The following is a 25,733-nucleotide window of genomic DNA, read 5'->3' as shown; positions in this document are numbered from 1 at the left end:
TATTAGAATTTCCTATATCAATACAACCATTTTGAAACCAGAAGATTTAATCCCCTATATTAACGTCGATGAGTATTCGTCGACGCCAAAATACAAGCAGTTAACGAATGCGATTTTGGCCGCTATTGAAAGTGGTAAACTTCTGAAAAATAGTTTGTTGCCTTCAATAAACGAGTTGAGTTTTAGTCTGGAAATGTCGAGAGATACTGCCGAAAAAGGTTACCGTAACCTCCGGAAACTTGGGGTGGTTGATTCTGTGCCGGGCAAGGGTTATTTTATTATCAATACCGATTTCTCGCGTAAACTAAAGGTTTGTTTGCTTTTTAATAAACTCAGTACACACAAAAAGATCATTTACGATTCCTTTACCAAAACCCTGGGCGAGCGTGCTGCCATTGATTTTTATATCTACAATAACGATTTTGCACTTTTCAAAAAGATGATCGTGGCCAAGCGCGACGATTATTCACACTTTGTAATTATCCCACATTTTTTAGAAGGTGGGGAAAATGCACATGAAATTATCAATACCATCCCAAAAGAAAAACTGGTTATCCTGGATAAACTTTTACCTGGGGTAACAGGCGATTACGCTGCAGCTTACGAAAACTTTGCACAGGATATATATGCCGCTCTGGAACAGGCCCTGGATCGACTTTCGCATTACCGCACCCTAAAAATTATCTTTCCAAAGAACAGTTATTTCCCACACGAAATACTGACGGGATTTTACCGGTTCTGCCAGCAATATGCTTTCGATCATAAAGTAATTCATAACATTAAAGACGAAGAAATTAATCCTGGAGAGGTATACATTAACCTGATGGAAGACGATCTGGTAATGCTCATTGAACGTTTAATTGCGCAAAAACTTAAAATCGGAAAAGATGTTGGCGTAATTTCTTATAATGAAACGCCGCTAAAAAGGATTATTTTAGATGGGATTACCACCATTTCGACTGATTTTAGCCAACTGGGCGCGCAAGCCGCCGAATTTATTCTCTCTGGTAAAACCGAAAAGGTAGCAGTGCCTTTTTATTTGAACTTGCGTAAATCGCTGTAGTACGCGGTTAATTCGTTATCTCGAGCGTAGCCAAGAAATCTATTAAATACGGTCTATCAGCCCTTGCCCTAAACTATACTATTAGGTTAGCGCTGTGGTTGTCAGTCTGAGCGTAGTCGAAGACTTCTAGAGGTAATAAATTATAAAGTGATCTACTACAGCATATCTTTTAGTCGCGAGGTGTGTAATCACATTAGTTTGGATTTTGTTATCTAATTAGCTAACTTTGTGGGCTTAGATTTAGTTAATGAACGAGAAATTCATCAGGGACATTTTCTACTTTGAAGAGTATTATTTGGATTTTTACGAACAGCTTAAGCCCAACGTAAAGAAAAAATTCAATTGGACTTTACAATTAATCGCTACTCTAGAAAAAATTCCTGAAAAATATTTTAAGCACATCACAGGTTCAACAGGGCTTTTTGAAATTAGGGTCGAAGTTGGTTCAGATATTTTTCGGGTATTTAGTTTTTTCGATAAGGGGGAAATTGATCATCCTGGTAAATGGTTTTCAAAAGAAAACTCAAAAAACACCTAAAAATGAAATCGAACTTGCTGAGAAACTTAAAAAGAAATATTTCGATGGAAAAGACAAAAAATAAATTGACATCATTTGCTGACCATTTGGACAAAGAGTATGGCAAACGGGGGACTGAAAACAGAGAAACTTACGAACAAGAATTTGAAAGTTTTAAATTAGGAGCTATGCTTCAAGAACTTCGTAAAGAAAAGGGAATGACACAAGAACAACTTGCAGAAAAATGTGGTACTACAAAAACTTACATTTCAAGAATAGAAAATAATGCAAGCGACATCAGGCTTTCGACTTTAATGAGAATTATTAAGGTTGGACTTGGGGGACATTTGAATCTAAATGTGAGTTTATAAAAGAAATATTACCTTATTTAGTTTAAATGAGTGATCAGGTAACCGCGCATCAAGTATCAGAGCAAAATCCTTACGATTATATTTTAAGAGATTTTAACCTGAAAAATCTTAGCCAGATTGTTATCCTCAAACATTTAGGCGGACTTATCCATACTGATGTTAAAGGCTTTTATCAGCTTTTTCCAGCGCAGATTGAACTCGACTTTGCAGCCTTTAGTGATGAGGCTTCTGGATTGCCTTTTCCGATTGTTCAGGTGCAGCAAAACGAAAACTCGGTAAAGCTTTCTTGCCGTTGCGCTACACCGAAACACAAACTCTGTGAACACCAGGCAAGGGTTTTATATAATATTCTTCAACGTCAGGATTTGCTAATTTTTTTCGATAGCAACTTGCGGAAGCAAAAGCTTAGCAAAATTGCCATCGATTACGGACTGGAAAAAGAAGAAAATCTTGATCTTCTTTTTAACCTGAAATATGAAAATGGTCAGCTAGATATCCGTCCAAAAATGGATGCCCTCCAGCCCTTTAATAAAGAAGCCCAGCAACATTTACAGGAACTTTTACTGCCAGCAACTACATCCAAAACCAAAGTACAGGCCAAAAACAATCCCGGTAAAATGATCCTTGTTTTTGGGCAACACCGCTATTACAACAATTTAACGGTAGAATTATTCGAAGCCGAAACCACTAAAAGTGGCAAGGTTAAAAACCCGATAAAAGGAATTAATCCGGCTGATTTGCTCTTTAAAGCCAATGAAAACGATCAGGTAAAGTTTTATAGTGGTATTAGCACTTTTCAACAAAATTACAATAGCGATCAAAGTGAAGCTGAGATAGAAGCCTTAAAAGCGATCGTTAAAAACCCTCAAAAGATCCCTTTTTACCTGCAGGATAATAAGCAATCTGTCGCTATTCAAGCCTCGACCATTACAGCGGTTGATGTTCATTTATTAGAAGTAGACCTGCGTCTTTCGGTAAATCAACGTGATGATTATTACGAAATTACAGGCCGGCTGATTATCGATGGGAAATCTTATGAGTTGGATAACCTGGTCTTGGTGCATCAGTATTTTGTTAAACTTAACAATCAACTTTATTTAATTGGCAGACTGGATTTTCTCCGCGTAATTGGATTTTTCAAAAAGCAGAGCAACAGATTAATCCTGCATAAAACAAAATATCCTGAGTTTCAAAAAGTTATTTTGGTGCCATTAGAGGGAAGTATTCATGTCGATTATTCGTATTTAAAACCTGCTACCAAAAGCCAGATCGAAGAAAAAGGTTTCGATCTTGAAAATGAGCAGTTGATCTACCTGTCAGAATCTGAAGAATATATCCTCCTTACACCGGTAATGCGTTATGGGAACCTGGAAATTCCTGTGCTGTCTAAAAAGCAGATCCAGGCGCAGGATAAACTGGGCAATCTCTTTACCTTGCACCGTGATGAAGCGGCCGAACTGCAGTTTATTGGGAACGTTTTAAAACAGCATCCTTATTTCTACGATCAGGAAACCAACGATTCTTTTTACCTGCACCGCAAACGGTTTCTGGAAGAAGCCTGGTTCCTTGATGCTTTTGAGGTATGGCGTAACAAAGGCATTCATATTTTAGGTTTCAACCAGCTCAAAAATAATAAACTGAGCGAATTTCAGGCTAAAATTAATATCGAGGTGTTAAGTGGGACAGATTGGTTCGAAACCAAAGTAAAGGTGAAGTTTGGCAAGCAACAGGTTGCGCTAAAGCATTTACATAAATCGATTAGAAACAAAAGTAAGTTTGTAACGCTTGATGATGGAACACAGGGTATACTGCCACATGAATGGATCGAAAAATTTGCTGCTTATTTTAGTGCAGGCGAAGTAACTGAAGATGCTATTCTTACACCAAAAATTAAATTTGCTTCTATCAATGAGCTTTATGAAGATGCTTTATTGGATGGTGATGTAAAGAACGAACTGAAACTTTATAAACAGAAATTTGAAGGGACTGATTCGATTCAGGAGGTAGAAGTACCAAAAGGTTTAACCGCAACTTTACGCCATTACCAGAAAGACGGCCTAAACTGGCTCAACTTTTTGGATGATTTTAACTTTGGTTCTTGTTTGGCCGATGATATGGGATTGGGTAAAACCATTCAGGTTTTGGCTTTCATTTTATCACAGCGCGAAAAAGTAAAGCACAATACAAATCTCGTGGTGGTTCCGGCTTCGTTAATATTTAACTGGAAGGCTGAAGTAGAGAAATTTGCTCCATCCATACAGGTAAAAACCATTTATGCCGTCGAACGTACCAAAACAACTGATACTTTCGACGATTACGAAATCATTTTAACCTCTTACGGAACGTTACTCTCTGATATTCGGTTCCTAAAAGATTATCGCTTTAACTATATCTTTTTAGATGAATCACAGCTGATCAAAAACCCGGATTCACAACGTTATAAAGCAGTTCGCATGCTGCAATCAAGGAATAAAGTAACGATGACGGGAACGCCGATTGAGAACAATACCTTTGATTTGTACGGGCAGCTGTCATTCGCTTGTCCGGGTTTGTTTGGCAGTAAACAGCAGTTTGCTGATTTATATTCAACCCCGATCGATCAGTTTAAAGATAGTAGAAGGGCAGAAGAGCTTCAGAAAAAAATAAGACCGTTTATTCTCCGCAGAACAAAGGAACAGGTAGCGAAAGAACTTCCCGATAAAACAGAAATAGTACTCTATTGCGAAATGGGAGCGGAACAGCGCGAAGTGTACGAAGCGAACAAAAAGGAAATTCAGGATTTTATTTTGGGTAAACAGGAAGATGAACTGCCTAAAAGTTCGATGCACGTATTGAAAAGCATTACCACCTTACGGCAGATCTGCAATTCGGCCGCGTTATTGGCTGATGGGAAATCTTATTTACAGGCTTCCTCAAAAATTGATGTATTGATGGAGCAGATTGAGCGTAAGGCTGGAAAACATAAAATTCTTGTTTTTTCTCAGTTTGTAACCATGCTGGATCTCATTAAAAAGCAATTGGAAAACCGGGGGATTAAATACGAATACCTTACCGGCCAAACCCGTAAAAGAGCCGAAGTGGTTACCTCATTTCAGCAAAATGCCGATATTCCTGTTTTCCTCATCAGTTTAAAAGCTGGTGGAACCGGATTAAATCTCACCGAAGCCGATTATGTCTACCTGGTCGACCCATGGTGGAACCCTGCGGTAGAAAACCAAGCCATAGACCGGGCATACCGGATCGGCCAGCATAAAAATGTAATGGCCGTACGTTTAATCTGCCCTGGCACGATTGAAGAAAAAATCATGAAACTTCAGGCGACTAAAAAAGATTTGGTGAAAGATCTGATTCAGACGGATGGAAGTTTGTTTAAAAACCTCACGAAGAAAGAGTTATTGGGGTTGTTGAGTTAATATAATCTCGTCATTTCGAGCGGAGTGAAACGTAGCCGAGAAATCTTTTAAAGTTGTTTTAACGTTCAAAGATTTCTCCATTTCGCTGCCGATGAAAAATCGGCAAGCTTCAGGCGAAATGACGCAAGAACTTATATCTAAACCCCAACCTCGAACTTATAATCCAAAAATTCAGGCACGTTCAAGCTCTCTATGATCTTCCAATCTTTCTTTTCCGCAATAAAATCAGGTGCTGCAAGCCCTGTGGTTTTGGCTGCATTGACATAGAAATCCATTTTTGCAGGATGGTTTGGCGAGCAGGCATTATACGTTCTACCAAATGCCTGTTTTTCCAAAAGTTTAACCGCAATCCCAACGGCATCTGTTTGGTGAATCAAGTTTACTGGTGATAAACCATTCGGCACATTACTTTTTCCAGCAAAGAATCTCCCTGGATTACGTTCAGGACCAATTAAGCCTGCAAAGCGGATTACTGTACTGTTTTTGGGAAATAGTTCCTTAAATAGCATTTCTGCAGCTAAAACAACCCTTCCTGAATCAGTATCAGGATGTGGTTCGCTGGTTTCATTAACTGCTTTATTTTCATCAGCGTAAACACTGGTCGAACTGATCAACACCACATGTTTCGATTTATCTTTCCCCGCGGCCAAGATTGAATTGATCTTTTGGGGATAATCAAGAAACTCTACAGAATTTCGCTTTGGAGGAATACAGATAAACAAGGTATCAGCTTCAAAAAATGCTGGATCGGCTACAACCGCTTCTGCTGTAAAATTGACTAAAAATGGCTGTATATTTTCAGCCTGAAGTATAGCTAACTTTTCTTCACTTGTGGTAGAGCCCTTAACTGCATAATTTAACCCGATGAGTTTTTTAGCCAAAGCCAACCCGAACCAACCACAGCCTAAAATCGATATGGTTTTAATGCTATTTTGATGTGTCGTATTATCTTGAATCATTTGCGTTAAAGATAAATAGTTGGCTTTATAATTTGTCCTGATTCGTGTCAATTCTGCTTTTTATACATGGTTTTCGAAAGTTTTAATATGCCGTCATCGTAAGCAGTAGGCTTGAAATTGAATGCCTTTTCAAATTTGGCAGAATCGAAATGGTAATCATGATCGTATTGATAGTACATTTCTACAGTGCCCGCAACTACCTTTTTAAATAGACTCACTAAGCGTAGCATCAGTTTATTAATGGTCGAATATTGAGGTTTGGTTTCATAAATCTTTGCAGCCATTTCTATAAAAGCTTTCCCTTTTAAAGGAGGCGCGGTTGGCAAGTGCCATATCTGGTTGCCAGAATCGGGTGTTTGTCCTAACAGAAATAAAGCTTTTCCAGCATCTTCAATGTAAGTAAAACTGTGTAGTGTATTTGGGTCTCCTATCCATTGAGCGCTATTTTTTTTGGCAAACTTATCGAGTACCATCATGTCAAAAAAACTGTTCATCGAATCTGCCCCATAAAAATCTGCAGCACGGGCAATGGTTACATTTATTTTACCCGCTTTCGATTCGTTCATTAACTGTTCGGCTACCTTTGCCCTTACTTCTCCTTTTAAACTGCATGGATGGTAAGGCGTATCTTCTGTCATTGGGCCATTTACCTGGCCATACATATACACATTATCAAAAAATATTAGCCTTGCACCAGTACGTTTAGTTAAGTTAATTACATTTTGAATAATAACCGGCCATTGTTTCTGCCATACTTTGGCGTCGTAAACCAAACCAGCGCACAGGTATATTACTTTCGAACCTTCTGCTGCGGTGAAAAGTTCAGCTTCATTTAATAAATCGGCTTTAACCCAGCTTGCATTCGGGTTGCTTGTAGAAATTGGTTTTCGGCTAACCAATCTAATGGTTTCATTAGTATTGGTTAGTTCTCTGGTGAGTGCGTTTGCTGTTGGTCCGCCGGCGCCAAGTATAGTGTGCATATCTTCGTTTTTGATTAGTTCAAAGTTATGCAGCATTGAATCATAAAAACGTTAACAAAAGATAAGGATTAATTTAATCCTTTAAAATGAGTGTGCGTTTACGGATACGCGAGAGTGAAACAGGAGTAATACCTAAAAAATTGGCGATATAGTGCTGTGGAACGCGCTGAAAAATATCTTTTGCAGTTTTTTCAAGCACAGTATAACGCTCTTCTGGGCTTTGGGTAACAAAAGCATTAAGGCGGTCTTCAAAACAGCAGATGTAATGTTCAGCAACCAGACGGCCAAACCGTTCCATTTTCAGCGCTAACACAGGGTGGTTTAACATTTTCTGAAGATCGGCGTAAGCAATAAGAACAAGTTGTGTTTCCTCCAAGGCCTGAATAAAGTTTGTACTCGGTACTCTTTTTACAAAGCTTTTATAGGCACTTACCAGCTCGTTTTCAAAACAAAAATAACCGGTAATTTCCTGTCCGTCTTTAACATGGTAATGCCTTACAGCACCCTGGATAATAAAGGCAATATAATCGCATACTTTTCCTTCAACTACAAAATGATCTTTTTTCTTTAAGGTAGAAAAACTCAGGTACTGAGTTAAAATTTCCCATTCGCTTTCATTAAAAGTTACAAATTTTGCTAAACCGGTTCTGAAAGTATTGATTTTAAATTGTTTATCCATATCAAGATTTAAGTGCAGCTTAAAGGTACAGATTAATCAAGAATGGTGTTATCCCTTGCCCAGATTATAACAAGCTCTGCAACGTGGTTCATAACTTTCTTTTTCGCCCAATAAAACGGTTGCTTCATCAGCAACGGTTCGGTAACTGTACAGGGCTGGGTTTCCACAGCAAACACAAACGGCATTTACTTTGGTAACATGTTCGGCAATGGCCATTAAAGCAGGCATGGGCCCAAAGGGTTTGCCCGTAAAATCCATATCGAGGCCCGCAACAATAACGCGTATGCCTTTAAGGGCGAGTTTATTGCAAACATCAGGAAGTTCATCATCAAAAAACTGAGCTTCATCTATCCCAACCACCTGTGTATTGGTGCCAAGCAGTAAAATTGCCGAAGCGCTATCAACCGGGGTAGAGTTTATGGAATTTAAATCATGTGAAACCACAGCAGTTTCATGGTAGCGGGTATCGGTACGGGGTTTAAAAATTTCGACATTCAGTTTAGCAATCTGAGCTCTTTTTAACCTTCTGATCAGTTCTTCCGTTTTACCAGAAAACATAGAGCCACAGACCACTTCTATACTCCCCGAAAATTCGCCCCTTCTTCTAAAATTTTGTTCGCTGAATAACATGCCTGTTTTTTTATTCCCCTATGTCCGTTCTATAATTTTTAAACCGAACAAATATGAGAATTATGTGTTATTTTTGAACACATAGTTACCAACATAAATCGATTAAAAATTCGTTTTAATTTTATGATGAACCAACAAGATATTTTCAGAAAGATCGGCAGCATTTTAACAGAATTGAATGAGCAATATCAGTTTTTAGCTCAAAACCCTCAGCAATTAAACGATTTGGAGCTGGAGCTTTTTCTGGCCAATGCCCATTTCCTTTCCGATCATGTTAATATCGTCAAAAAATTAAATACCATAGTAGAAGATAAGCCTGCTGAACCGGGAAACCATACTTTGCTGGCCGAGCAGAATACCATCATACTGCCTGAAGCTGAAAAAAGTTATGTAGAAGAGGAAGAATGTTTCGATCCGCAGGAACTGGAAGAAGTGGCTACTGCCCAGGAAGAGGAGGAACGGGTAGATGTAAAGCCTGAACATGAAGTGCTGGACGATGAAAGGATTGAAGAAGAAAAAGCAGCGTCGCTTTTGAATAAAGACTTCTTTAAGCCCGACCAGGATGACCATACTTTTGAATTTGTACTGGATACACACGATGAAAACGATCAGTTCGAATACGAAGCAAAATCTGTTGAAGAAATTTTCGATCGCCCTTTAAGCAAAGAAGAAGCAGAAATTTTATCACGTAAAAAGATCATTCACGAAAAGGAAGAAGCTTTATCTGTTCAGGAAGAGTCTTCGCCTACAGAGGAAGATGAAATTGGTCCTGAGCCTTTTTTAATTCCACATGAAGAGGAACAACCCCTAGTAATTGCCGAAGAAGAACCTGTTGCAGTTGTTAAGGAAGAAGAGCCAGTCTCTACCCCAAGCCAGCCTATTGAGGCACTGAAAGATGTGAAACTGGATGATCCTATTATTTCGCCACCTGTTGAACAGGAACGCTCTTTGTTTACGCCTGAAGCTGTTCCGGTAAAACCAGCTCCACAGCCCGAAGCCGCTAAACCTGCACCAAGTTTAAACGATCTGCTTGCCAAAACAAATGGTAAAAGCAATGAGCCTGTTAAAGCACCTATTGCCGATTTAAAACAGGCAATTAGTTTAAATGAAAAGTTACTTTTTATTAAGGATCTTTTTAATGGGTATAATCTGGCCTATTCGGAAGCAATTGATATTGTCAATAAAATGAACAGTTTTGAAGCTGCAGATGGTTTTCTTCAGAATAATTATGCGGCAAAAAATAACTGGGCCAATAAACAGGCCACGGTCGATCAGTTTTATGAGTTATTGAACCGAAGGTTTAGCAAGTAGGAGCGAGGAGCATAAGGCGTTTGGCGAATAGCATTACACCACGGTAGTCATACCGAATTTGTTTCATGGCTATAATTCATCGTCCTCGTTTTTAACGAGGATGTTTGAGATTGGCATTTGCAATGCCATAGATAGATCTCTTAGATCCTGATCCCGAACATTCCTATCGTGTGGACACATCTACATCAGCCTGTATTTGTTTTTAGCGCATATCTCTAAGGCGATCGTCATGCTGTCCCGAAGCTTTGGGATCAGCATCTTTCTGCTAATAACAAGCTTGATATCTTAAAAACTATAGTTTGGAGATAAATGTTGATTTTTTTTTGCCGCTCTACGCCGCGGTGGCATGGTACTTTGGAGCGCCAAAGTACCCAAAGCGCTTTGTCAATCCAGCAATGGGCCTTTTACACAATCCTACACGCATCAAAAAAACAGCGGCACTTCGTTTTGTGTTCAATATTTCTTAAAGCTTTAAATTAGCGGCTATGAACACAAAACCACTGCGTTTTAGGTTTGGCAGTACTATTTGTTCTTCCCTGCAACTGTTTTTTTGATTTCTCCGGCCCTTGGGATTGACGGCATTCTTCGGTAAAGACTGTGGTTTATTAAAGCCAGCTAGCATGATGCCTAAACCATTCTTGAAAAAGATGTGTCCACACGATAGGAAAATTGGGGACAAGATGACACATCTCTTTTAATACCAACTCTAGCCTAAGAAACCTGATTATAAATGAACAATTCCAATTTCGTAAATGATTAGGAAATGATTGTTCAGTTTTTCATTGGTGCTGTAGTCCCACCACCACTTCAATCTTTTTGTAAATTTACCTTTAATGGAAAATATGATTTTTCCAAAAAGGATTTCCGTTAAGTTGGGTTTATTAACGCAAAATAGTAGCACAGAACTGCCCACCTAAACCCATGCCTGCAGCAGGCAGGCGATAAAAGTGAACACGAAGCCAAGATCGTCCTCGTTTGTCACAAAGTGATTCCTTTGGAATAACGAGGATGCATGAGATTGGCATTTGTACCTTTGAAAATCTATTCGGGATTAATCATTTAGATCCTGAAATAAATTCAGGATGACGTATCTTTCTACAAGATGACCTTATGTATTTTATCGACTTCAGACTAAAGACTTCCGACTTAGGACTAAATAAATCCCATCCGGTTAGAGTCCAGCTTCAAAAAGATAAACAGCAAGATGGTGAAACTCCAAAGCGACGAACCACCATAGCTAATTAAGGGTAGGGGAATTCCAATTACGGGAATAATACCGATCGTCATCCCGATATTAATAAAAACGTGGAAAAAGAGGATACATGCTACGCTGTAGCCATACACCCTGGAGAAGGTTGATCGCTGCCTTTCTGCCAGATTAATCAATCTGAGTAATAAGAATATGTAAAGGCCAATCACTACTGAACAACCTAAAAATCCCCACTCTTCGCCGATGGTAGAGAAAATAAAATCGGTACTTTGCTCGGGTACGTAACCATATTTGGTTTGTGTGCCCTGTAAAAATCCACGGCCGGTTGCTTGCCCCGATCCTATGGCAATTTGCGATTGAATAACATTATAGCCCGCTCCTTTATTATCGGTTTTAAGTCCTAACATTAATTCGATACGGTTACGTTGATGGGGAGCTAAAACTTTTTCGTAGGCAATTTTTATTAAAAACAGATAGCCAATAGCGAAAACAGTTACCAAAACAGTAGAGAAGATTATTTTTTGTTTTCTCCTGTTGTTGTAAATAAAGAGGCCGGCAATAGTGGTAATAATGATAATTAAGATATAGGTTGGTACTAAGAAATCGGCAATGAACAGCACAATCATTCCCAAAAATATCAATAGAAAATAACCTGATAAACCCTCGCGATAAAGTGGAAACATAAATGCAAGAAACACCAGCGCCGAACCGGTATCGGGCTGAAGCATAATTAACAATAATGGTGCAGCCACGATTAATCCAGCAATCATAATCGATTTAATATCCCGGAATTTGGGGTTAAATGCGCCTACATACCTTGCTAAAAGTAATGCCGTACCGAACTTGGCAAATTCAGCGGGCTGAAGTTTAAAAGAGCCTATCGCAATCCATGCCTGGTTCCCGGCTACTTTATTCCCGATTACCAATACGGCCATTAGCAACAGTAACGTGCTACCATAAATAAAGGGCGAGAAGACATTGAAAAGCCTTCCATCAAATAATAAGATAGATAAACCTAAAATTAAACCCGTGATGATGTAAATTAGCTGTTTGCCGTAAAGCGTGCTAAAGCCAAACACCGCTGTTTGTTCTGGCGGAACGGAAGCATAAATATTGACAAAACCAATAGCACATAAGGCAATATAGATTAAAACAGTAATCCAATCTACATTAAAGAAAAAACGGTTTCCCTGTTGCTGCTGCATTTTATTTCTGGATTACAGGTTTATCGATGATTACTGATTTTAATTCTTTAGGTTTTGTGGTAACCGTTTGTTTTATTATTGCCGATTTAATTCTCAAACTATCTTTTATCCTTTTGGTTGAATCTGCCTTTTTAAGCAACAGGCTATCTGCCTTCGTTAATTTGATCTTTTTTGTTTTGTCGATTAGTAAAGGAAGTAAATTTTGATTCTTCATCCATTCTGCCTGAGCTGCGCGGGCACCACTAATACTCCCTTTAAGGTACTTTTCGATCATATAACTCGCTATTGGTGCTGCATATGTGCTGCCAAAACCTGCATTTTCTACAATTACGGCAATCGCAATTTTCGGATTATCGCGTGGTGCAAAGCCTATAAATACGGAGTGGTTTTTGCCATGAGGGTTTTGTACCGTTCCTGTTTTTCCGCAAAGTACCACATCAGGAATCCGTGAGAGTATGGCGGTTCCCCAGCTGGTGTTTACGGCATCCTGCATACCATCAATTACGGGTTCGAAATGTTTGGCATCTACACCCACATAATTTTTAACCACATATTCTTTTTTAACCAGGTTTTTATCGCCTATACCTTTAATTAAGTGAGGTTTAATATAATAACCACGGTTAGCAATTATGGCCATCGCATTGGCCATTTGCAATGGGGTAGCGGTAATCTCACCCTGGCCAATAGCCTGCGAAATTACGTTGGTATAACCCCATCTTTTACCATAAATTTTATCATAGTGATCTGCGGTATAAAAATATCCCTTTCTTTCATAGGGCATATCAATATCGAGTTTTGATCCGAAACCAAATTTAGCCACTTTATCACGCCATTCCTGGTAAGTTTGTCTTTGGTTTTTCATGCCGTTTTTGGTAATTAACTTCTGAAAAACATAACAAAAGTAAGTATTGCAGGAACGGGCAATGCCTCTTCTCAGTGAAATTGAACCATCAAAGTGTTCGCATTTAATTTTTCTATTTCCGGCCTGATAATAGTGCGGACAAAAGAATGTGGTATTGGGATCGATTACGCCTTCTTGCAATCCGATCAGTGCATCAACCGGCTTAAACGAAGATCCCGGTGGGTAGTAACCCATTATCGGTCTTACTAAAGATGGACGATATGGATTACCCACAATAAACTCCATGTAGTTGTTCCCCTGGTTTCTACCCACCAAAAGATTTGGATCGTAGCCAGGGCTACTGACCAGTGAAAGAATTTCTCCGGTAGCTGGTTCGATGGCTACAATTGCGCCAACCTTATTCATCATCAATTCTTCACCAAGTTTTTGGATTCTCATATCAATCCCTGAGATCAATCTTTCTCCCGAAACCGCGTTTACATCGTATTTGCCATCAGCATAACTTCCTTGCGGGGTATTGTGCGCATCATACACCGTATTAATTACGCCCTTTTTGCCCCTTAAAGTTTCTTCATAAGAAAACTCTAAACCACTTTTGCCCTTATAATCGCCAGGTTTGTAAAACCCTTCCGATTTTTCGATATCAACGGGGCTTACTTCTTTTACATAACCAAATAACTGTCCACCAACACTATCCGGATAATGCCTGATGGTTCTGTCTTGCGTTCTAAATCCTGGGAAACGGTAAAGTGTTTCCTGTAAACGGGCATAACTTTGAACCGAAATCTGTTTCAGAAACGGGGTAGCCTGATAGGTTGACTTACCCCTTGCTTTTTTAAGGTTTTTCCGCACATCCTCAAAAGTAATGTCTAATGCCTGTGCAAGTGCTAATGTATCAAAAGGTTTTACTTCGTTTGGTGTAACCATTAAGTCGTAAACAGGTTCATTCTGTACAATCACCTTCATGTTCCGGTCTAGAATGGCACCCCGCGCCGGGTATTTATAGATTTTTCGTAGCACATTACTTTCGGCAGAAACGAAAGCCGCATCGCTAATAATCTGGATGTAAAATAACTTCCCTAATAAAATCAGGGCGATTACAATAAATAATCCTTGAACGATATATTTTCGGTTAAATAACTGATCCATTAGCGTGGTGTTCTTCTATAGAATATAAACTCTACCAATAAAATAATAAGCAGCGTAAAGATACAACTTAAGCCGCATCTCATTAAGGTATAACCAATTTCGGTTAGCCTGAATGTTTCTAAAAAGAACAGCACCAGGTGGTGTGCAACAACGCAGAGAAAAGCATAAAGTGAAAACCATTGGAAACCCATATAACTTAACGATGGTTCTGGGTCATCAATTGCGTCGCGGTTTAAACTTATTGAAATAAAAGAAATTCTTACAAAAGCCAATACCACACAGGCCGTAGCGTGTACACCCATGGTATCATAAAAAGCATCAAGTGTTAAGCCTGTTCCAAAAGCCAGTAAATACAACAAAATGTTGGGTATGCCGAAGGGAAGCAGGAGTAAAAATAATACATAAATGAATGGTGTTGAAAGATCATAAAAGCCCATATTCTTAAGCAAGAATATCTGCACAAAAAGTAGTAAAAACCACCTGATCACATTTACAATTATGATTCTACTATTCATTCGGTTTAACTAAGCTTTCCAAAGCCTTTTGCTCTTCGGCTTTTTTATCTTTAACCACATATACATATTGCAATGTGCTAAAGTCAGTAAATAAATTTAATTCTGCTGATAAGAAATTATCATTCGTGGCCACATTTGCCTTGCTGATTTTTCCAACCAAAATCCCGGCAGGAAAAGATCCGTAACCAGAAGTAATCACACTATCACCAACGTACATTTTAATATGGTTGGGCACCTCTTTAACAAATGCCTTTTTAATATCGAAATTTCCGTCGCCCCAAACTAATGAGCCAAGCGCATTATTCTTTTTCAAGGTTACACTAATCTTAGTGTCTTTATGCAATAGCGATTGGATCGTTGCTAAATGTGCAGAAACATCACGGATAAAGCCAACTACTCCACGTTGAGGCGCGATAACGGCCATGCCGCTTTTAATGCCATCAACAGTGCCTTTATTAATGGTCATTACGTTATTGCGTAAAGTGATCGAATTTTTAACCACTTTGGCTGCCAGATATGTGTATTGCTGATTGGTAACCGTATCTATTACCTTTACATCTTTGGCTGTATCTACCGTAGTTAATCCCAGTAACTGGCTTTTAAGCTTAGCGTTTTCTGCAGCAAGGCTATCGTTAACCATACCCAGGTTTAAATATCTTTTAAAAACATTTAACCTTTCGTATGCAGTGCCAACTACCTCATTGCTTGAGTTTAAGGTTACGCTTCGCTGATAGGAGTTGTTTTTCACCGTTAGGTAGATCCCAACAATAAAAAAAATGATAAATAAGAAAAATGCGTTGTATCTGCTGATGAAAATCCAAAGGTTACGCATCCGAGTAATTGAGTTGGGAGTTAAAAGTTTGGAGTCTGAGTGGAAAACTCCAAGCTCACAACCCCAAACTCCAAACTAAATGTTATTGCATTAAGAATTTATATCCACCAATATTTTTAAGGGCGATGCCAGTTCCACGAACTACAGCACGAAGCGGATCTTCTGCAACGTGAACAGGTAATTTTGTTTTAGCAGCTACACGCTTATCTAAACCTCTTAACAATGCACCACCACCGGTTAAATAAATACCAGTTTGGTAAATATCTGCCGAAAGTTCTGGAGGAGTAATCTCTAAAGCTTTTAAAATGGCTTCTTCAATTTTAGAGATCGACTTATCTAGGCAGTGTGCAATTTCGGTATATGATACAGTGATCTGTTTGGGTACACCGGTCATTAAATCGCGACCTTGAACCGCGAAATCGGCAGGAGCATCCTGTAACTCAGGTAAAGCTGCACCAACTTCAATTTTAATTTTTTCAGCGGTACGGTCACCAATCATAATGTTGTGTTGGCGGCGGATGTAGTTTACGATATCAGAGTCGAAGTTATCTCCCGCAACGCGGATAGATTGATCGCACACGATACCTGATAAAGCGATAACCGCAATTTCTGTCGTACCGCCACCTATATCGATAATCATGTTACCCATTGGCTCTTCTACATCAATCCCGATACCTACGGCAGCTGCCATTGGCTCATGAATTAAGTATACCTCTTTAGCCCCGGCAATTTCAGCAGAATCGCGCACAGCACGTTTTTCTACTTCAGTAATACCAGATGGAATACAGATTACCATACGTAAAGAAGGAAACATCCAGCCTTTACCGCCATTGAGCATACGGATCATCCCTTTAATCATTGCCTCAGCAGCATTGAAATCAGCAATTACACCATCCTTTAATGGGCGTACGGTTTTAATATTATCGTGGGTTTTACCCTCCATTTGCATTGCCTGACGACCTATAGCAATGACTTTGTTTGTAGTACGATCAAAAGCAACGATAGATGGCTCATCTACAACTACTTTGTCGTTATGTATAATCAGGGTATTCGCTGTGCCTAAATCGATGGCAACTTCTTGCGTAAACCAGTTAAATAATCCCATGTATAAGGTATGTTTTCTTTATTTTATCAAATCTATACTATTCCTAATGTAAAAATAGCTTTTTTATTGTTTTAAGTTTTATTTTCTTCAGTTATTAAATTGTTTTTAAGGCAATTAAAATGTTTAGAGAATAAAAACCTATAATTCTTAGGTTAAAGCACTCCAGCTATCCGTTCAATCCGACGGAAAATCGGAAACCATTGCTGTCGGGTTTAGTTTATTTGGATCCGGCTTTTCTAATTTCCTCCCCCTGCCCCCTCCAAAGGGGGAAGCCCCTCAAAGTTTCATACCTGCATGGTGAATTTGAGCTTTCGATAGGTAAAACCCTCTGCCTTTAAACCCTCTACCTTCTACCTTTCTAATGTTTAAAGTGTCTTATCCCAGTGGTTACCATTGCAATACCTTTTTCGTTTGCTTTCGCTACAGAATCAGCATCTTTAATCGATCCACCTGGTTGCAGAACAGCTGTAATTCCGGCTTCGGCAGCAATTTCAACACAGTCAGGGAAAGGAAAGAAAGCATCAGAAGCCATTGCAGCACCCTTAACACTGAATCCGAAAGAGGCTGCTTTTTCAATCGCTTGTTTTAAGGCGTCAACACGGGAAGTTTGACCAACCCCGCTTGCAATTAAAACATCATCCTTAACCAAAACAATGGTGTTCGATTTAGTATGTTTTACAATTTTGTTAGCAAAGAACAGGTCTTTTAGTTCTTGTTCAGTTGGTGCTTTATCGGTAACGGTTGTCATTTGCTCCGGACCTTCGATAATTAAATCTTTGTCCTGCTCAATTACACCGTTTAATAATGTTTTAAATTGTTTTTTGCTCAATTCAACCTCGTTGCGTTGTAAAATAACGCGGTTTTTCTTTTTACTGAATAACTCAATCGCTTCTGCCTGGTAAGAAGGAGCAATCAAAACTTCGAAAAACAAGTTGTTAATTTCCTGGGCCGTTTCTAAGTCTACCGCAACATTGGTAATCAGTACGCCACCAAAAGCAGAAACCGGATCGCAGGCTAAAGCATCAATCCAAGCTTGTTTAACAGTAGGGCGTGAGGCAATGCCACAAGCATTTGTATGTTTTAAGATCGCAAAAGTTGGATCTTCAAATTCGTCGATCAAAGCAACAGCTGCGTCCACATCAACCAAATTGTTGTAAGAAAGCTCTTTACCATTCAATTTGGTAAACATCGCGTCTAAATCGCCATAAAATACACCACCTTGATGAGGGTTTTCGCCATAACGTAAAGTTTTAGCTTCAGTTACACTTTGTTTAAAAACATCAAGCGGCTCTTCAGCATTGAAATAATTAAAAATGGCAGTATCGTAATGAGAAGAAGTATGGAATGCTTTTTTAGCAAATGCTTTACGCTGTGCTAAAGTAGTTTCACCATTTTGCGCTTCTAATTGGGCTTGTAAAGTAGGGTAGTCGTTTTTCGACGCGATAATCACCACATCGTTGAAGTTTTTGGCAGCGGCACGGATTAAGGAAATACCACCGATATCGATTTTCTCGATAATTTCTTCTGGTGTTCCACCTGCTTTTACGGTTTCTTCAAAAGGATATAAGTCAACGATAACCAGGTCAATTTCAGGAATTTCATATTCAGCAATCTGCTCCTGGTCGCCAGCTAATGCTCTACGATTTAAAATTCCACCAAATACTTTTGGGTGTAAGGTTTTAACACGTCCGCCTAAAATAGATGGATAACCTGTTAAATCTTCAACCGCCGTAACAGGAAGGTTTAAAATCTTTGATGAATTGTTCTGTTCCACCTGTAGAAAATAATTGTACCCCTTGCGCGGCCAACAATTTTACCAATGGCTCCAAACCATCTTTATAATATACTGAGATTAAAGCGTTTTTGATTTTAATGGATTGACTCATTCTACTGAAAATTTTGAGCCGCAAAGGTAGTAAAACAGAGGCATTTATTTAGGTGATGAATCCAATAAAAATGAAATTATCTATATATTTTTATTTGCTGGGTGTTTTTTCTTTTCCAACTGCATTTCTGAGCTTTATTTGTGCCTGTAATACAGGTGTAAACATAGGTGATCAATATATACTTAAATTATTTTAGATGTGCTTCTTCTGATCTATTATTGTTCTGAAAAGCAGTCCACCAATCTTCTAAAACGTCTATTACCGGAAGGAGGGTTTTACCTACACTGGTTAGTTTATACTCTACGCGTGGTGGAGATTCTGCAAAAGCTTCGCGAAGGATAAGGCCATCGCGTTCCATTTCTTTAAGTTGTGTGGTGAGGGTACCCTGGCTTAAGAAATTCATTTCGCGCTTAAGCTCGCCAAACCTTTTGGGGCATTGGGCGGCAATGGCTTTGATGAGCATAATTTTCCATTTACCCCCAATCACCTTAAACACACCTGTCAATGGGGAGTCATTTAAAAATAAATCCTGATTTTCTCCATTTGTAACTCCTTTATACTCATTATTGGTACTGTTTTGCATACTTAGTACGGTTTATAAGACTACTTGATTGCCGTTAAAGCGTTTTCTTACTTTAAATTTTAAATATAAGAAAAGCATGGGTATGAAAAAAAATCAAAGGTGGTTCCTGTTGTTAATAGTGTGTTCGGCTATATTTTTATCTGTACTGGACCTGTTCATTGTAAATGTAGCGCTTCCTGCTATCAAATCAGGGATTAAAGGTACTGATGCTGATATGCAGTTTGTAATCGTGATGTACATTGTGGGGTATGCCTCCTTTCTTGTTACCGGAGGGCGGGCGGGCGAATATTTTGGAAAGAAAAAGATTTTTTTAACCGGAATGTTGGTCTTTACAGCTGCTTCTTTTGTTTGTGGGTTTTCACAATCGGCAATTCAATTAAACATTGCCAGGTTTATTCAGGGAATAAGTGCTGCTTTTATGGTTCCACAAGGAATGGCTTTTATCCCCGATTTATTTCCTGACCCTAAAGAAAGAGTAAAAGTTCTCGGTATATATGGTAGCGTTGCAGGCATTGCTTCTGTTGCTGGCCAATTTTTAGGTGGTTTGCTTCCTGGGCTTGAAATTATTTCACAAAGCTGGCGTTTAATTTTTTTAATAAATGTGCCCATAGGGATAACTGCTGTTGTATTGAGCTTAAAATACCTTAAAGAATCGCCAGTAAAAATTGCTGAGAAATTTGATTTTACCGGAGGCTTGCTACTCATGTTAACCTTAACCACATTTATTTATCCGCTTATTCAGGGGAGGGAATTGAACTGGCCGATATGGAGCATTTTGATGCTGGTACTATCGGTAGTTTTGCTTCTTGTCTTTATTTATGATCAGCGGTTAAGCAAAAGGTTGGGAAGGAATTCTTTGCTCGATACCAGGGTGTTTAAGAATTTTGATTTCAGAATCGGACTTTTAATTTCTCTGTTTTATTACTTCGTTCAAGATTCTTACTTTTTGATCAACACCGTTTATTTACAAAATGGGATGGGCATTAGTTCCATTCATACCGGAATCTATTTTGTTTGTCAGGGGATCGGTTATGTGCTTGCATCTATGTTTTTTGCAAGCCGGGTAACCCGTTACGGTAAATATGTATCGCTATGCGGATCAGTTATTATGATTATGGCGCTCGTTTTTCATCTGGTTATATTCGATTCACGTGATGCCGCTCAAGGACAAATACCAATTGTATTGTTTGTTTATGGAATTGGCTGTGGTACAATCTTGCCTTCTTTAATGACTATATCTTTAAAAAGTATTCCCGAAAATATGTTAGGGGCCTCATCAGGTATTTATTTAACATTGCAACAGGTCTCAGTGGCTATAGGGGTTGCAGTAATTGGGGGCGTTTTCTTTCAACGCCTGGGTAATCCACCAATATTAACATCGTTTCCGCTTGCTTACCGATGGGCAACATTACTAAATATAGGCTTTCTTATTATCGTAAGTGCATTATTGATTTTGATACCAAAAAGAAATAAACCACCGGTTTAATTAGAATCATGTTAGTGTCTTATTAAAGGTTATTTTTTTATCTTTTTAACAATGGTTTCTACAATACGTGGGTAATGCTGGTGTTCGAGCTGCTGACCTTTAAACTTTACCATTTCCAGGTTGTCGTTTTTGTCGATTCTATAGCGGGCCTGATAAATATACTCGCCTTCATCGTAGTTTTCGTTAACATAATGAATCGTTATTCCACCTTCAGTTTCGCCGGCGGCCATAACAGCATTATGTACATGATCTCCGTACATGCCCTTACCGCCAAATTTAGGAAGGATTGCCGGATGGATATTTACAATTCTACCAGGGTAAGCGTGGATCAGGTTTTGGGGAATTAGCCAAAGAAAACCAGCCAGTACAATAAAATCGATTTCAAGATTTTTGAGCAGGTCTATTACTTCATCTGTTTTATAGAACTCGTTTTTGTCGAATATATGAGTGGGGATTTCGAAATTATCAGCTCTTTGTAGCACATAGGCGTCTGCATTATTGGTTAATACCAAAGAAATTTCTATCTCGTTACTCCGTTTAAAATGCTCCATCAGCTTTTGGGCATTAGAGCCAGAACCTGATGCAAAGATGGCTATTCGTTTTTTCACTCAAAATCGTTTTGTCCAAAAATAGTATTTTTAAGCCTGTTTTCTTAATGGAAAAGAATTTTTATTCAATTATGTTAAAGTATTATTAATGAATAATTTTAACGTATTTTTGCAGTCCGGAAATAGGGTTCAATTTTAATGAAAAAAAAGTTGAAAGTGTTTTGTAATTTAAAAACATTAATCCTATATTTGCAACCCGAATTATAGGAAACGAATAAGAAAAATAAAAGGCTAAATAGAAATGGCAAATCATAAATCTTCATTAAAAAGAATTAGAGCAAACGCAACAAAACGTTTACGTAACAGATATCAGGCAAAAACTACACGTACCTTTATTAAAAGATTACGTGCTGCAGAAGATAAAAAATCTGCATCTGATTTATTGCCTAAAGTAATCTCTATGTTAGATCGTTTAGCTAAAAAGAGTATTATCCACAAAAACAAAGCGGCTAATAACAAATCAAAATTAACGAAATTCGTTAACGGTTTAAAATAAGCCAATTTTTTTACGATATTAGTAAGGCATCCTAATCAAAAGTTAGGATGCCTTTTTTTGTCTAAAAAAATGGAAAATTACGAACAAAAACTAGGGATAAAGTTATGGGCTGAAGAAGATCGCCCGCGTGAAAAACTTTTATTACATGGCCGAAGACATTTAACAGATGCCGAACTGATTGCTATTTTAATTGGCTCGGGAAGTAAAAATGAAACCGCTGTAGATTTAAGTAAAAGGGTTTTATCTTTTTACGATAACAATTTAACAAAACTGGGGAAAGCCTCCATTCTGGATCTTTCGAGGTTTAGAGGTATTGGAGAAGCCAAAGCATTAACCATTATTGCCGCTTTAGAACTTGGTTTACGGCGAAAGGAAACCGCAGAGGAGGCCATTACACACATTACCACTTCTAACGATGTTTATAAATATTTACATCAAACTTTCGCTAATCTCAATCACGAAGAGTTCTGGATAGTACTTCTAAACAGGTCTAACCGGGTGATAGGTAAATTTTTGATCAGTAAAGGGGGGCAGGCAGGTACAGTAGCCGATCCGAAAATTATTTTTAAAACAGCTTTAGAAAACAATGCGGCAAATATTGTATTAGCGCACAACCATCCTTCAGGAAATTTAAAGCCCAGCGAGAGCGACGATAAATTAACCCGGAATATGGTTGCTTCAGGGAATTTGCTGAGTCTGTATGTGGTTGATCACCTGATTTTCGCTAATAACCGTTACTATAGTTATCGGGATGAAGATTTAATTTAAAGATATTAGATTGTTAAAGTACAATTAACGTTAAATTAGTATAATAGCGGCTTAAAATTAAGTGTTACTTGCCAGCCGGCATTAATTTATGGTGTAATTATATTTATGAATACTTTAAAAATCATCCCTGTTTTTCTTTTATTAACGATTGTGGCTTTCGCTCAGAAAAAAGCTGTTCCAATTAATATCATTACCTATAACATCCGCTTAAATGTAGCATCAGATGGTGTTAATGCCTGGCCAAACCGAAAAGAGAATGTAAAAGCATTGGTGAAATTTCACGATGCTAATATTCTTTGTGTACAGGAAGCCTTACCTGAACAATTCGATGCCCTGCTCGAAAATTCTAATTTCGATGTGGTGGGTGTTGGTCGTGAAGATGGAAAGAGAAAAGGAGAATTTTCAGCTGTTTATTTCGATAAAGACCGATTTACTAAAAAAGATGGAGGAACGTTTTGGCTATCAGAAACGCCTGATGTTCCGTCAAAAGGATGGGACGCTGCACTTAACCGGGTATGCAGCTGGGTTAAATTGTACGATAAGCTGAATAAAAAAGAATTTATCGTTTTTAATACCCACTACGATCATATTGGAGTGAAAGCGAGAATTGAATCAGCCAAATTATTGAAACAAAAAATACAGCAGATAGCACCTGATTTGCCGGTTGTTTTTACAGGCGACTTAAATGTAACGCCCGAAACTGAAGCTATTGCTACAATCAAATCTTTTCTTATCGATGCGAAAGATATTTCTATAGAGCCTCCATATGGCCCCACAGGTACTTTTAATGCCTTTGATTTTAACAGTGACCTGAAAAACAGGATCGACTATATTTTTGTAAACAAAGGATTTAAGGTACAGAAATTCGCTGTATTAACCGATAGTAAGGATAAAAGGTATTACTCGGATCATTTACCTGTTTTTTGCAGACTTTGGTTTTAATACATGTTGTTAAAATCTTTGTTTCCCTTTCAATTCGAGCTTTTTGGTGAGCAATACCATTATCACTATATTTTCGAAACCCTGGCATTTATAATTGGTGTGAGGTTATATTATTATAATAAAAAGGGGATTGTAGATCCGATATCTGACGAAAACAGGTTGTGGATTATGTTGGGTGCCATGCTTGGAGCTTTAATCGGTTCGCGTGTAATTGCTGTGCTCGAAACGCCCGAGGTTATCCACCATCTTAGTTTTTCAGTTCTTTATCAAAGTAAAACCATTGTTGGCGGTTTGCTTGGCGGTTTGTTCGGTGTCGAATTAATAAAAAAGATAATAGGCGTTCATATTGCCTCCGGAGACATTTATGTTATCCCGATTTTGGTGGCGCTGATTATAGGCCGTATTGGTTGCTTTTCGATGGGGATCGATGAGCCAACTTATGGCGTTCCTACCCGCTTTTTTATGGGTATGGATCTGGGAGATGGTATACCGCGGCATCCCATCATGCTCTACGAAATGATTTATCTCACGCTTTTGATTTTTCTTTTTAATCGCTTAAAACATAAGGAGCTAATTAACGGAGATCAGTTTAAGTTATTCATGGTGCTGTATTTCTTCTTCCGTTTTTTGATAGAATTTATAAAACCTTACCATTCATTATTTTTAAACTTAAGCAGTATTCATTGGTCTGCATTGTTTATTTTTATGTATTATTATAAATTCATCATCAGAATTTCGAAACAGATTTTACCTCAACAGTAAACATTATGGCCAATACCAGAGATTATATATACTACGATTATACCAAAAGTCTTTGCCCCGAATGTTTACAGCTTTGCGATGCGAAAATTGTTTTTCAGGATGCTAAAGTGTTTATGCTGAAAAATTGCAGAACACATGGCGATAGCAAAGTAATGATTGCTGATGATGTAGAATATTATAAACAGATCAGGAATTACAATAAACAATCGGAAATGCCACTTAAGTTTAATACCAAAGTGCATTACGGTTGCCCTTATGATTGCGGTTTGTGTACTGATCATGAACAGCATTCGTGTTTAACAGTAATAGAGGTTACCGATCGTTGCAACCTGGCCTGTCCAACCTGTTATGCCATGTCGTCGCCAAGTTATGGCAGACATAGAACTTTGGAAGAAATAGAGCGGATGATGGATGTTGTAGTGGCAAACGAGGGTGAGCCCGATGTGGTTCAGCTCTCAGGCGGAGAACCAACGGTACACCCCGATTTTTTTAAGATTTTAGATCTCGCCAAAACCAAACCCATTAAACACTTAATGGTGAACACCAACGGCATCAGGATTGCCAAGGATATTAATTTTGTAGAGAAACTGGCAAGTTATATGCCCGATTTTGAAATCTACCTGCAGTTTGATAGTTTCAGTGCAGAGGTTTTAACTAAATTACGGGGTGAAGACCTTACGGAAGTAAGGAGAAAAGCCATCGATCATTTAAATCAGTTTAATGTATCTACCACATTAGTCGTTACCTTGCAAAATGGATTAAACGATCATGAAATTGGCGATATCTTGGATTATGCGCTTAAGCAGAAATGTGTTCGTGGCGTTACTTTCCAGCCTACTCAGGTTGCCGGAAGAAATGATGATTATAATGATCAACAGGGAAGAATCACTTTAACCGAGGTACGTAGAAAAATTTATGAGCAATATCCAACTTTTACCCCACAAGATTTAATCCCTGTGCCATGCAATCCCGATGCATTGTGTATGGCTTATGCATTAAAAATCGGCGATGAGGTGATCCCGATGACACACTTAATCAATCCCGAAGATTTGCTCAACAATTCAAAAAATACGATTGTTTTTGAACACGATGAAAAATTGAAAGAACACATGCTCAACTTGTTTAGTACAGGTGTTTCGGTAGATTGTGCCGAAGATACCTTTGGCGAATTGATGTGTTGCCTGCCCAGGGTAAAATCAGATAGTTTAAGTTATGATAATTTATTTCGGATCATCATCATGAATTTTATGGATCCCCTGGATTTTGATGTACGTGCAGTTAAAAAATCATGTGTACACATTGTGAGCGATAAATACAAAATGGTACCTTTCGAAACCATGAATATTTTTTATCGTGACAACAAAATAGATCTGATCAGAGAAAAATTAAATATGAACTAAC

Annotated in this window: 23 protein-coding genes and 1 pseudogene; 12 read left to right on the top strand and 12 right to left on the bottom strand. The window is 38.4% G+C overall.

Annotated features, from left to right (window positions below; translation table 11 throughout):
* Window positions 1-31: 31 nt before the first annotated feature.
* The 5 genes from QF042_RS20950 (at window position 32) to QF042_RS20935 (ending at window position 5,364) form a co-directional block, all read left to right on the top strand.
* Window positions 32-1,063: a GntR family transcriptional regulator gene (locus QF042_RS20950; RefSeq protein WP_307532022.1), complete on the top strand. Its 1,032-nt coding sequence runs from the start codon at window positions 32-34 to the stop codon at window positions 1,061-1,063.
* A 295-nt stretch (window positions 1,064-1,358) separates the two neighbouring features.
* Window positions 1,359-1,601 (top strand): type II toxin-antitoxin system RelE/ParE family toxin, encoded by a 243-nt coding sequence (locus QF042_RS20945; RefSeq protein ID WP_307532020.1) that lies wholly within the window; start codon window positions 1,359-1,361, stop codon window positions 1,599-1,601.
* A complete protein-coding gene (locus QF042_RS26410; RefSeq protein ID WP_373459091.1) occupies window positions 1,552-1,665 on the top strand; it encodes a type II toxin-antitoxin system RelE/ParE family toxin in 114 nt (37 codons plus the stop codon). Before QF042_RS20945 ends, QF042_RS26410 begins: the two co-directional genes overlap by 50 nt.
* The gene (locus tag QF042_RS20940; protein WP_307532018.1) at window positions 1,646-1,951 is read left to right on the top strand and encodes a helix-turn-helix domain-containing protein; all 306 of its coding nucleotides are present in this window, start codon (window positions 1,646-1,648) and stop codon (window positions 1,949-1,951) included. Before QF042_RS26410 ends, QF042_RS20940 begins: the two co-directional genes overlap by 20 nt.
* A gap of 26 nt (window positions 1,952-1,977) precedes the next feature.
* The gene (locus QF042_RS20935) at window positions 1,978-5,364 is read left to right on the top strand and encodes a DEAD/DEAH box helicase (protein ID WP_307532016.1); all 3,387 of its coding nucleotides are present in this window, start codon (window positions 1,978-1,980) and stop codon (window positions 5,362-5,364) included.
* Window positions 5,365-5,501: 137 nt separating this feature from the next.
* Here the strand turns inward: QF042_RS20935 and QF042_RS20930 are convergent, their stop codons facing one another.
* The 4 genes from QF042_RS20930 to QF042_RS20915 form a co-directional block, all read right to left on the bottom strand.
* Window positions 5,502-6,323 (bottom strand): SDR family oxidoreductase, encoded by an 822-nt coding sequence (locus tag QF042_RS20930; RefSeq protein WP_307532014.1) that lies wholly within the window; start codon window positions 6,321-6,323, stop codon window positions 5,502-5,504.
* 47 nt (window positions 6,324-6,370) lie between these two features.
* A complete protein-coding gene (locus tag QF042_RS20925) occupies window positions 6,371-7,303 on the bottom strand; it encodes an NAD-dependent epimerase/dehydratase family protein (RefSeq protein WP_307532012.1) in 933 nt (310 codons plus the stop codon).
* Between the two features lie 73 nt (window positions 7,304-7,376).
* Window positions 7,377-7,982, bottom strand: coding sequence for a Crp/Fnr family transcriptional regulator (locus QF042_RS20920; RefSeq protein WP_307532010.1), 606 nt, complete (start codon window positions 7,980-7,982; stop codon window positions 7,377-7,379).
* A 48-nt stretch (window positions 7,983-8,030) separates the two neighbouring features.
* Window positions 8,031-8,612: a thymidine kinase gene (locus QF042_RS20915; protein WP_051691820.1), complete on the bottom strand. Its 582-nt coding sequence runs from the start codon at window positions 8,610-8,612 to the stop codon at window positions 8,031-8,033.
* A 123-nt stretch (window positions 8,613-8,735) separates the two neighbouring features.
* Here QF042_RS20915 and QF042_RS20910 point away from each other — a divergent pair, with 123 nt between their 5' ends.
* Complete coding sequence (locus tag QF042_RS20910; protein ID WP_307532007.1) at window positions 8,736-9,923, top strand: hypothetical protein; 1,188 nt, start codon at window positions 8,736-8,738, stop codon at window positions 9,921-9,923.
* Between the two features lie 1,152 nt (window positions 9,924-11,075).
* Here QF042_RS20910 and rodA read toward each other — a convergent pair.
* From rodA to QF042_RS20875, 7 genes and pseudogenes are all read right to left on the bottom strand, one after another.
* Entirely contained in the window at window positions 11,076-12,338 is a 1,263-nt protein-coding gene (gene rodA, locus QF042_RS20905; protein WP_307532005.1) for a rod shape-determining protein RodA, read from the bottom strand.
* A 1-nt stretch (window position 12,339) separates the two neighbouring features.
* Complete coding sequence (gene mrdA / locus QF042_RS20900) at window positions 12,340-14,349, bottom strand: penicillin-binding protein 2 (RefSeq protein WP_307532003.1); 2,010 nt, start codon at window positions 14,347-14,349, stop codon at window positions 12,340-12,342.
* Window positions 14,349-14,864, bottom strand: a complete 516-nt coding sequence (locus tag QF042_RS20895) for a hypothetical protein (protein ID WP_029277298.1) — start codon at window positions 14,862-14,864, stop codon at window positions 14,349-14,351. Before QF042_RS20895 ends, mrdA begins: the two co-directional genes overlap by 1 nt.
* Window positions 14,857-15,696 carry a rod shape-determining protein MreC gene (gene mreC, locus QF042_RS20890; RefSeq protein ID WP_307532001.1) on the bottom strand — a complete coding sequence of 280 codons (840 nt, stop codon included), beginning with the start codon at window positions 15,694-15,696 and terminating at the stop codon, window positions 14,857-14,859. Before mreC ends, QF042_RS20895 begins: the two co-directional genes overlap by 8 nt.
* 82 nt (window positions 15,697-15,778) lie before the next feature.
* Window positions 15,779-16,801 (bottom strand): rod shape-determining protein, encoded by a 1,023-nt coding sequence (locus QF042_RS20885; RefSeq protein ID WP_010601761.1) that lies wholly within the window; start codon window positions 16,799-16,801, stop codon window positions 15,779-15,781.
* A gap of 358 nt (window positions 16,802-17,159) precedes the next feature.
* A pseudogene (gene purH, locus QF042_RS20880) lies at window positions 17,160-18,687 on the bottom strand (bifunctional phosphoribosylaminoimidazolecarboxamide formyltransferase/IMP cyclohydrolase).
* 187 nt (window positions 18,688-18,874) lie between these two features.
* Entirely contained in the window at window positions 18,875-19,270 is a 396-nt protein-coding gene (locus QF042_RS20875) for a helix-turn-helix domain-containing protein (protein ID WP_307531999.1), read from the bottom strand.
* Between the two features lie 82 nt (window positions 19,271-19,352).
* On the opposite strand from QF042_RS20875, the gene QF042_RS20870 reads away from it, so the two are divergent.
* On the top strand, window positions 19,353-20,756 hold the full coding sequence (locus QF042_RS20870; protein ID WP_307531997.1) for an MFS transporter: 1,404 nt from the start codon (window positions 19,353-19,355) through the stop codon (window positions 20,754-20,756).
* 29 nt (window positions 20,757-20,785) lie between these two features.
* Here the strand turns inward: QF042_RS20870 and QF042_RS20865 are convergent, their stop codons facing one another.
* Window positions 20,786-21,364: a phosphoribosylglycinamide formyltransferase gene (locus tag QF042_RS20865; RefSeq protein WP_307531995.1), complete on the bottom strand. Its 579-nt coding sequence runs from the start codon at window positions 21,362-21,364 to the stop codon at window positions 20,786-20,788.
* A gap of 241 nt (window positions 21,365-21,605) precedes the next feature.
* On the opposite strand from QF042_RS20865, the gene rpsT reads away from it, so the two are divergent.
* From rpsT to QF042_RS20840, 5 genes are all read left to right on the top strand, one after another.
* Window positions 21,606-21,860, top strand: coding sequence for a 30S ribosomal protein S20 (rpsT, locus tag QF042_RS20860; protein WP_187071663.1), 255 nt, complete (start codon window positions 21,606-21,608; stop codon window positions 21,858-21,860).
* Between the two features lie 69 nt (window positions 21,861-21,929).
* A complete protein-coding gene (gene radC, locus QF042_RS20855; RefSeq protein ID WP_307531991.1) occupies window positions 21,930-22,628 on the top strand; it encodes a DNA repair protein RadC in 699 nt (232 codons plus the stop codon).
* Between the two features lie 105 nt (window positions 22,629-22,733).
* Window positions 22,734-23,570 (top strand): endonuclease/exonuclease/phosphatase family protein, encoded by an 837-nt coding sequence (locus tag QF042_RS20850; protein WP_307531989.1) that lies wholly within the window; start codon window positions 22,734-22,736, stop codon window positions 23,568-23,570.
* Window positions 23,571-23,573: 3 nt separating this feature from the next.
* Entirely contained in the window at window positions 23,574-24,332 is a 759-nt protein-coding gene (locus QF042_RS20845) for a prolipoprotein diacylglyceryl transferase (RefSeq protein ID WP_307531987.1), read from the top strand.
* Window positions 24,333-24,337: 5 nt separating this feature from the next.
* Window positions 24,338-25,732 (top strand): radical SAM protein, encoded by a 1,395-nt coding sequence (locus QF042_RS20840; protein WP_307531985.1) that lies wholly within the window; start codon window positions 24,338-24,340, stop codon window positions 25,730-25,732.
* Window position 25,733: the final 1 nt, after the last annotated feature.

The sequence above is a fragment of the Pedobacter sp. W3I1 genome (assembly GCF_030816015.1).
In the GTDB taxonomy this organism is placed as follows: domain Bacteria; phylum Bacteroidota; class Bacteroidia; order Sphingobacteriales; family Sphingobacteriaceae; genus Pedobacter.
The sequence above is the reverse complement of the archived record's forward strand: the minus strand, read 5'-3'. Positions and strand labels throughout refer to the sequence as shown.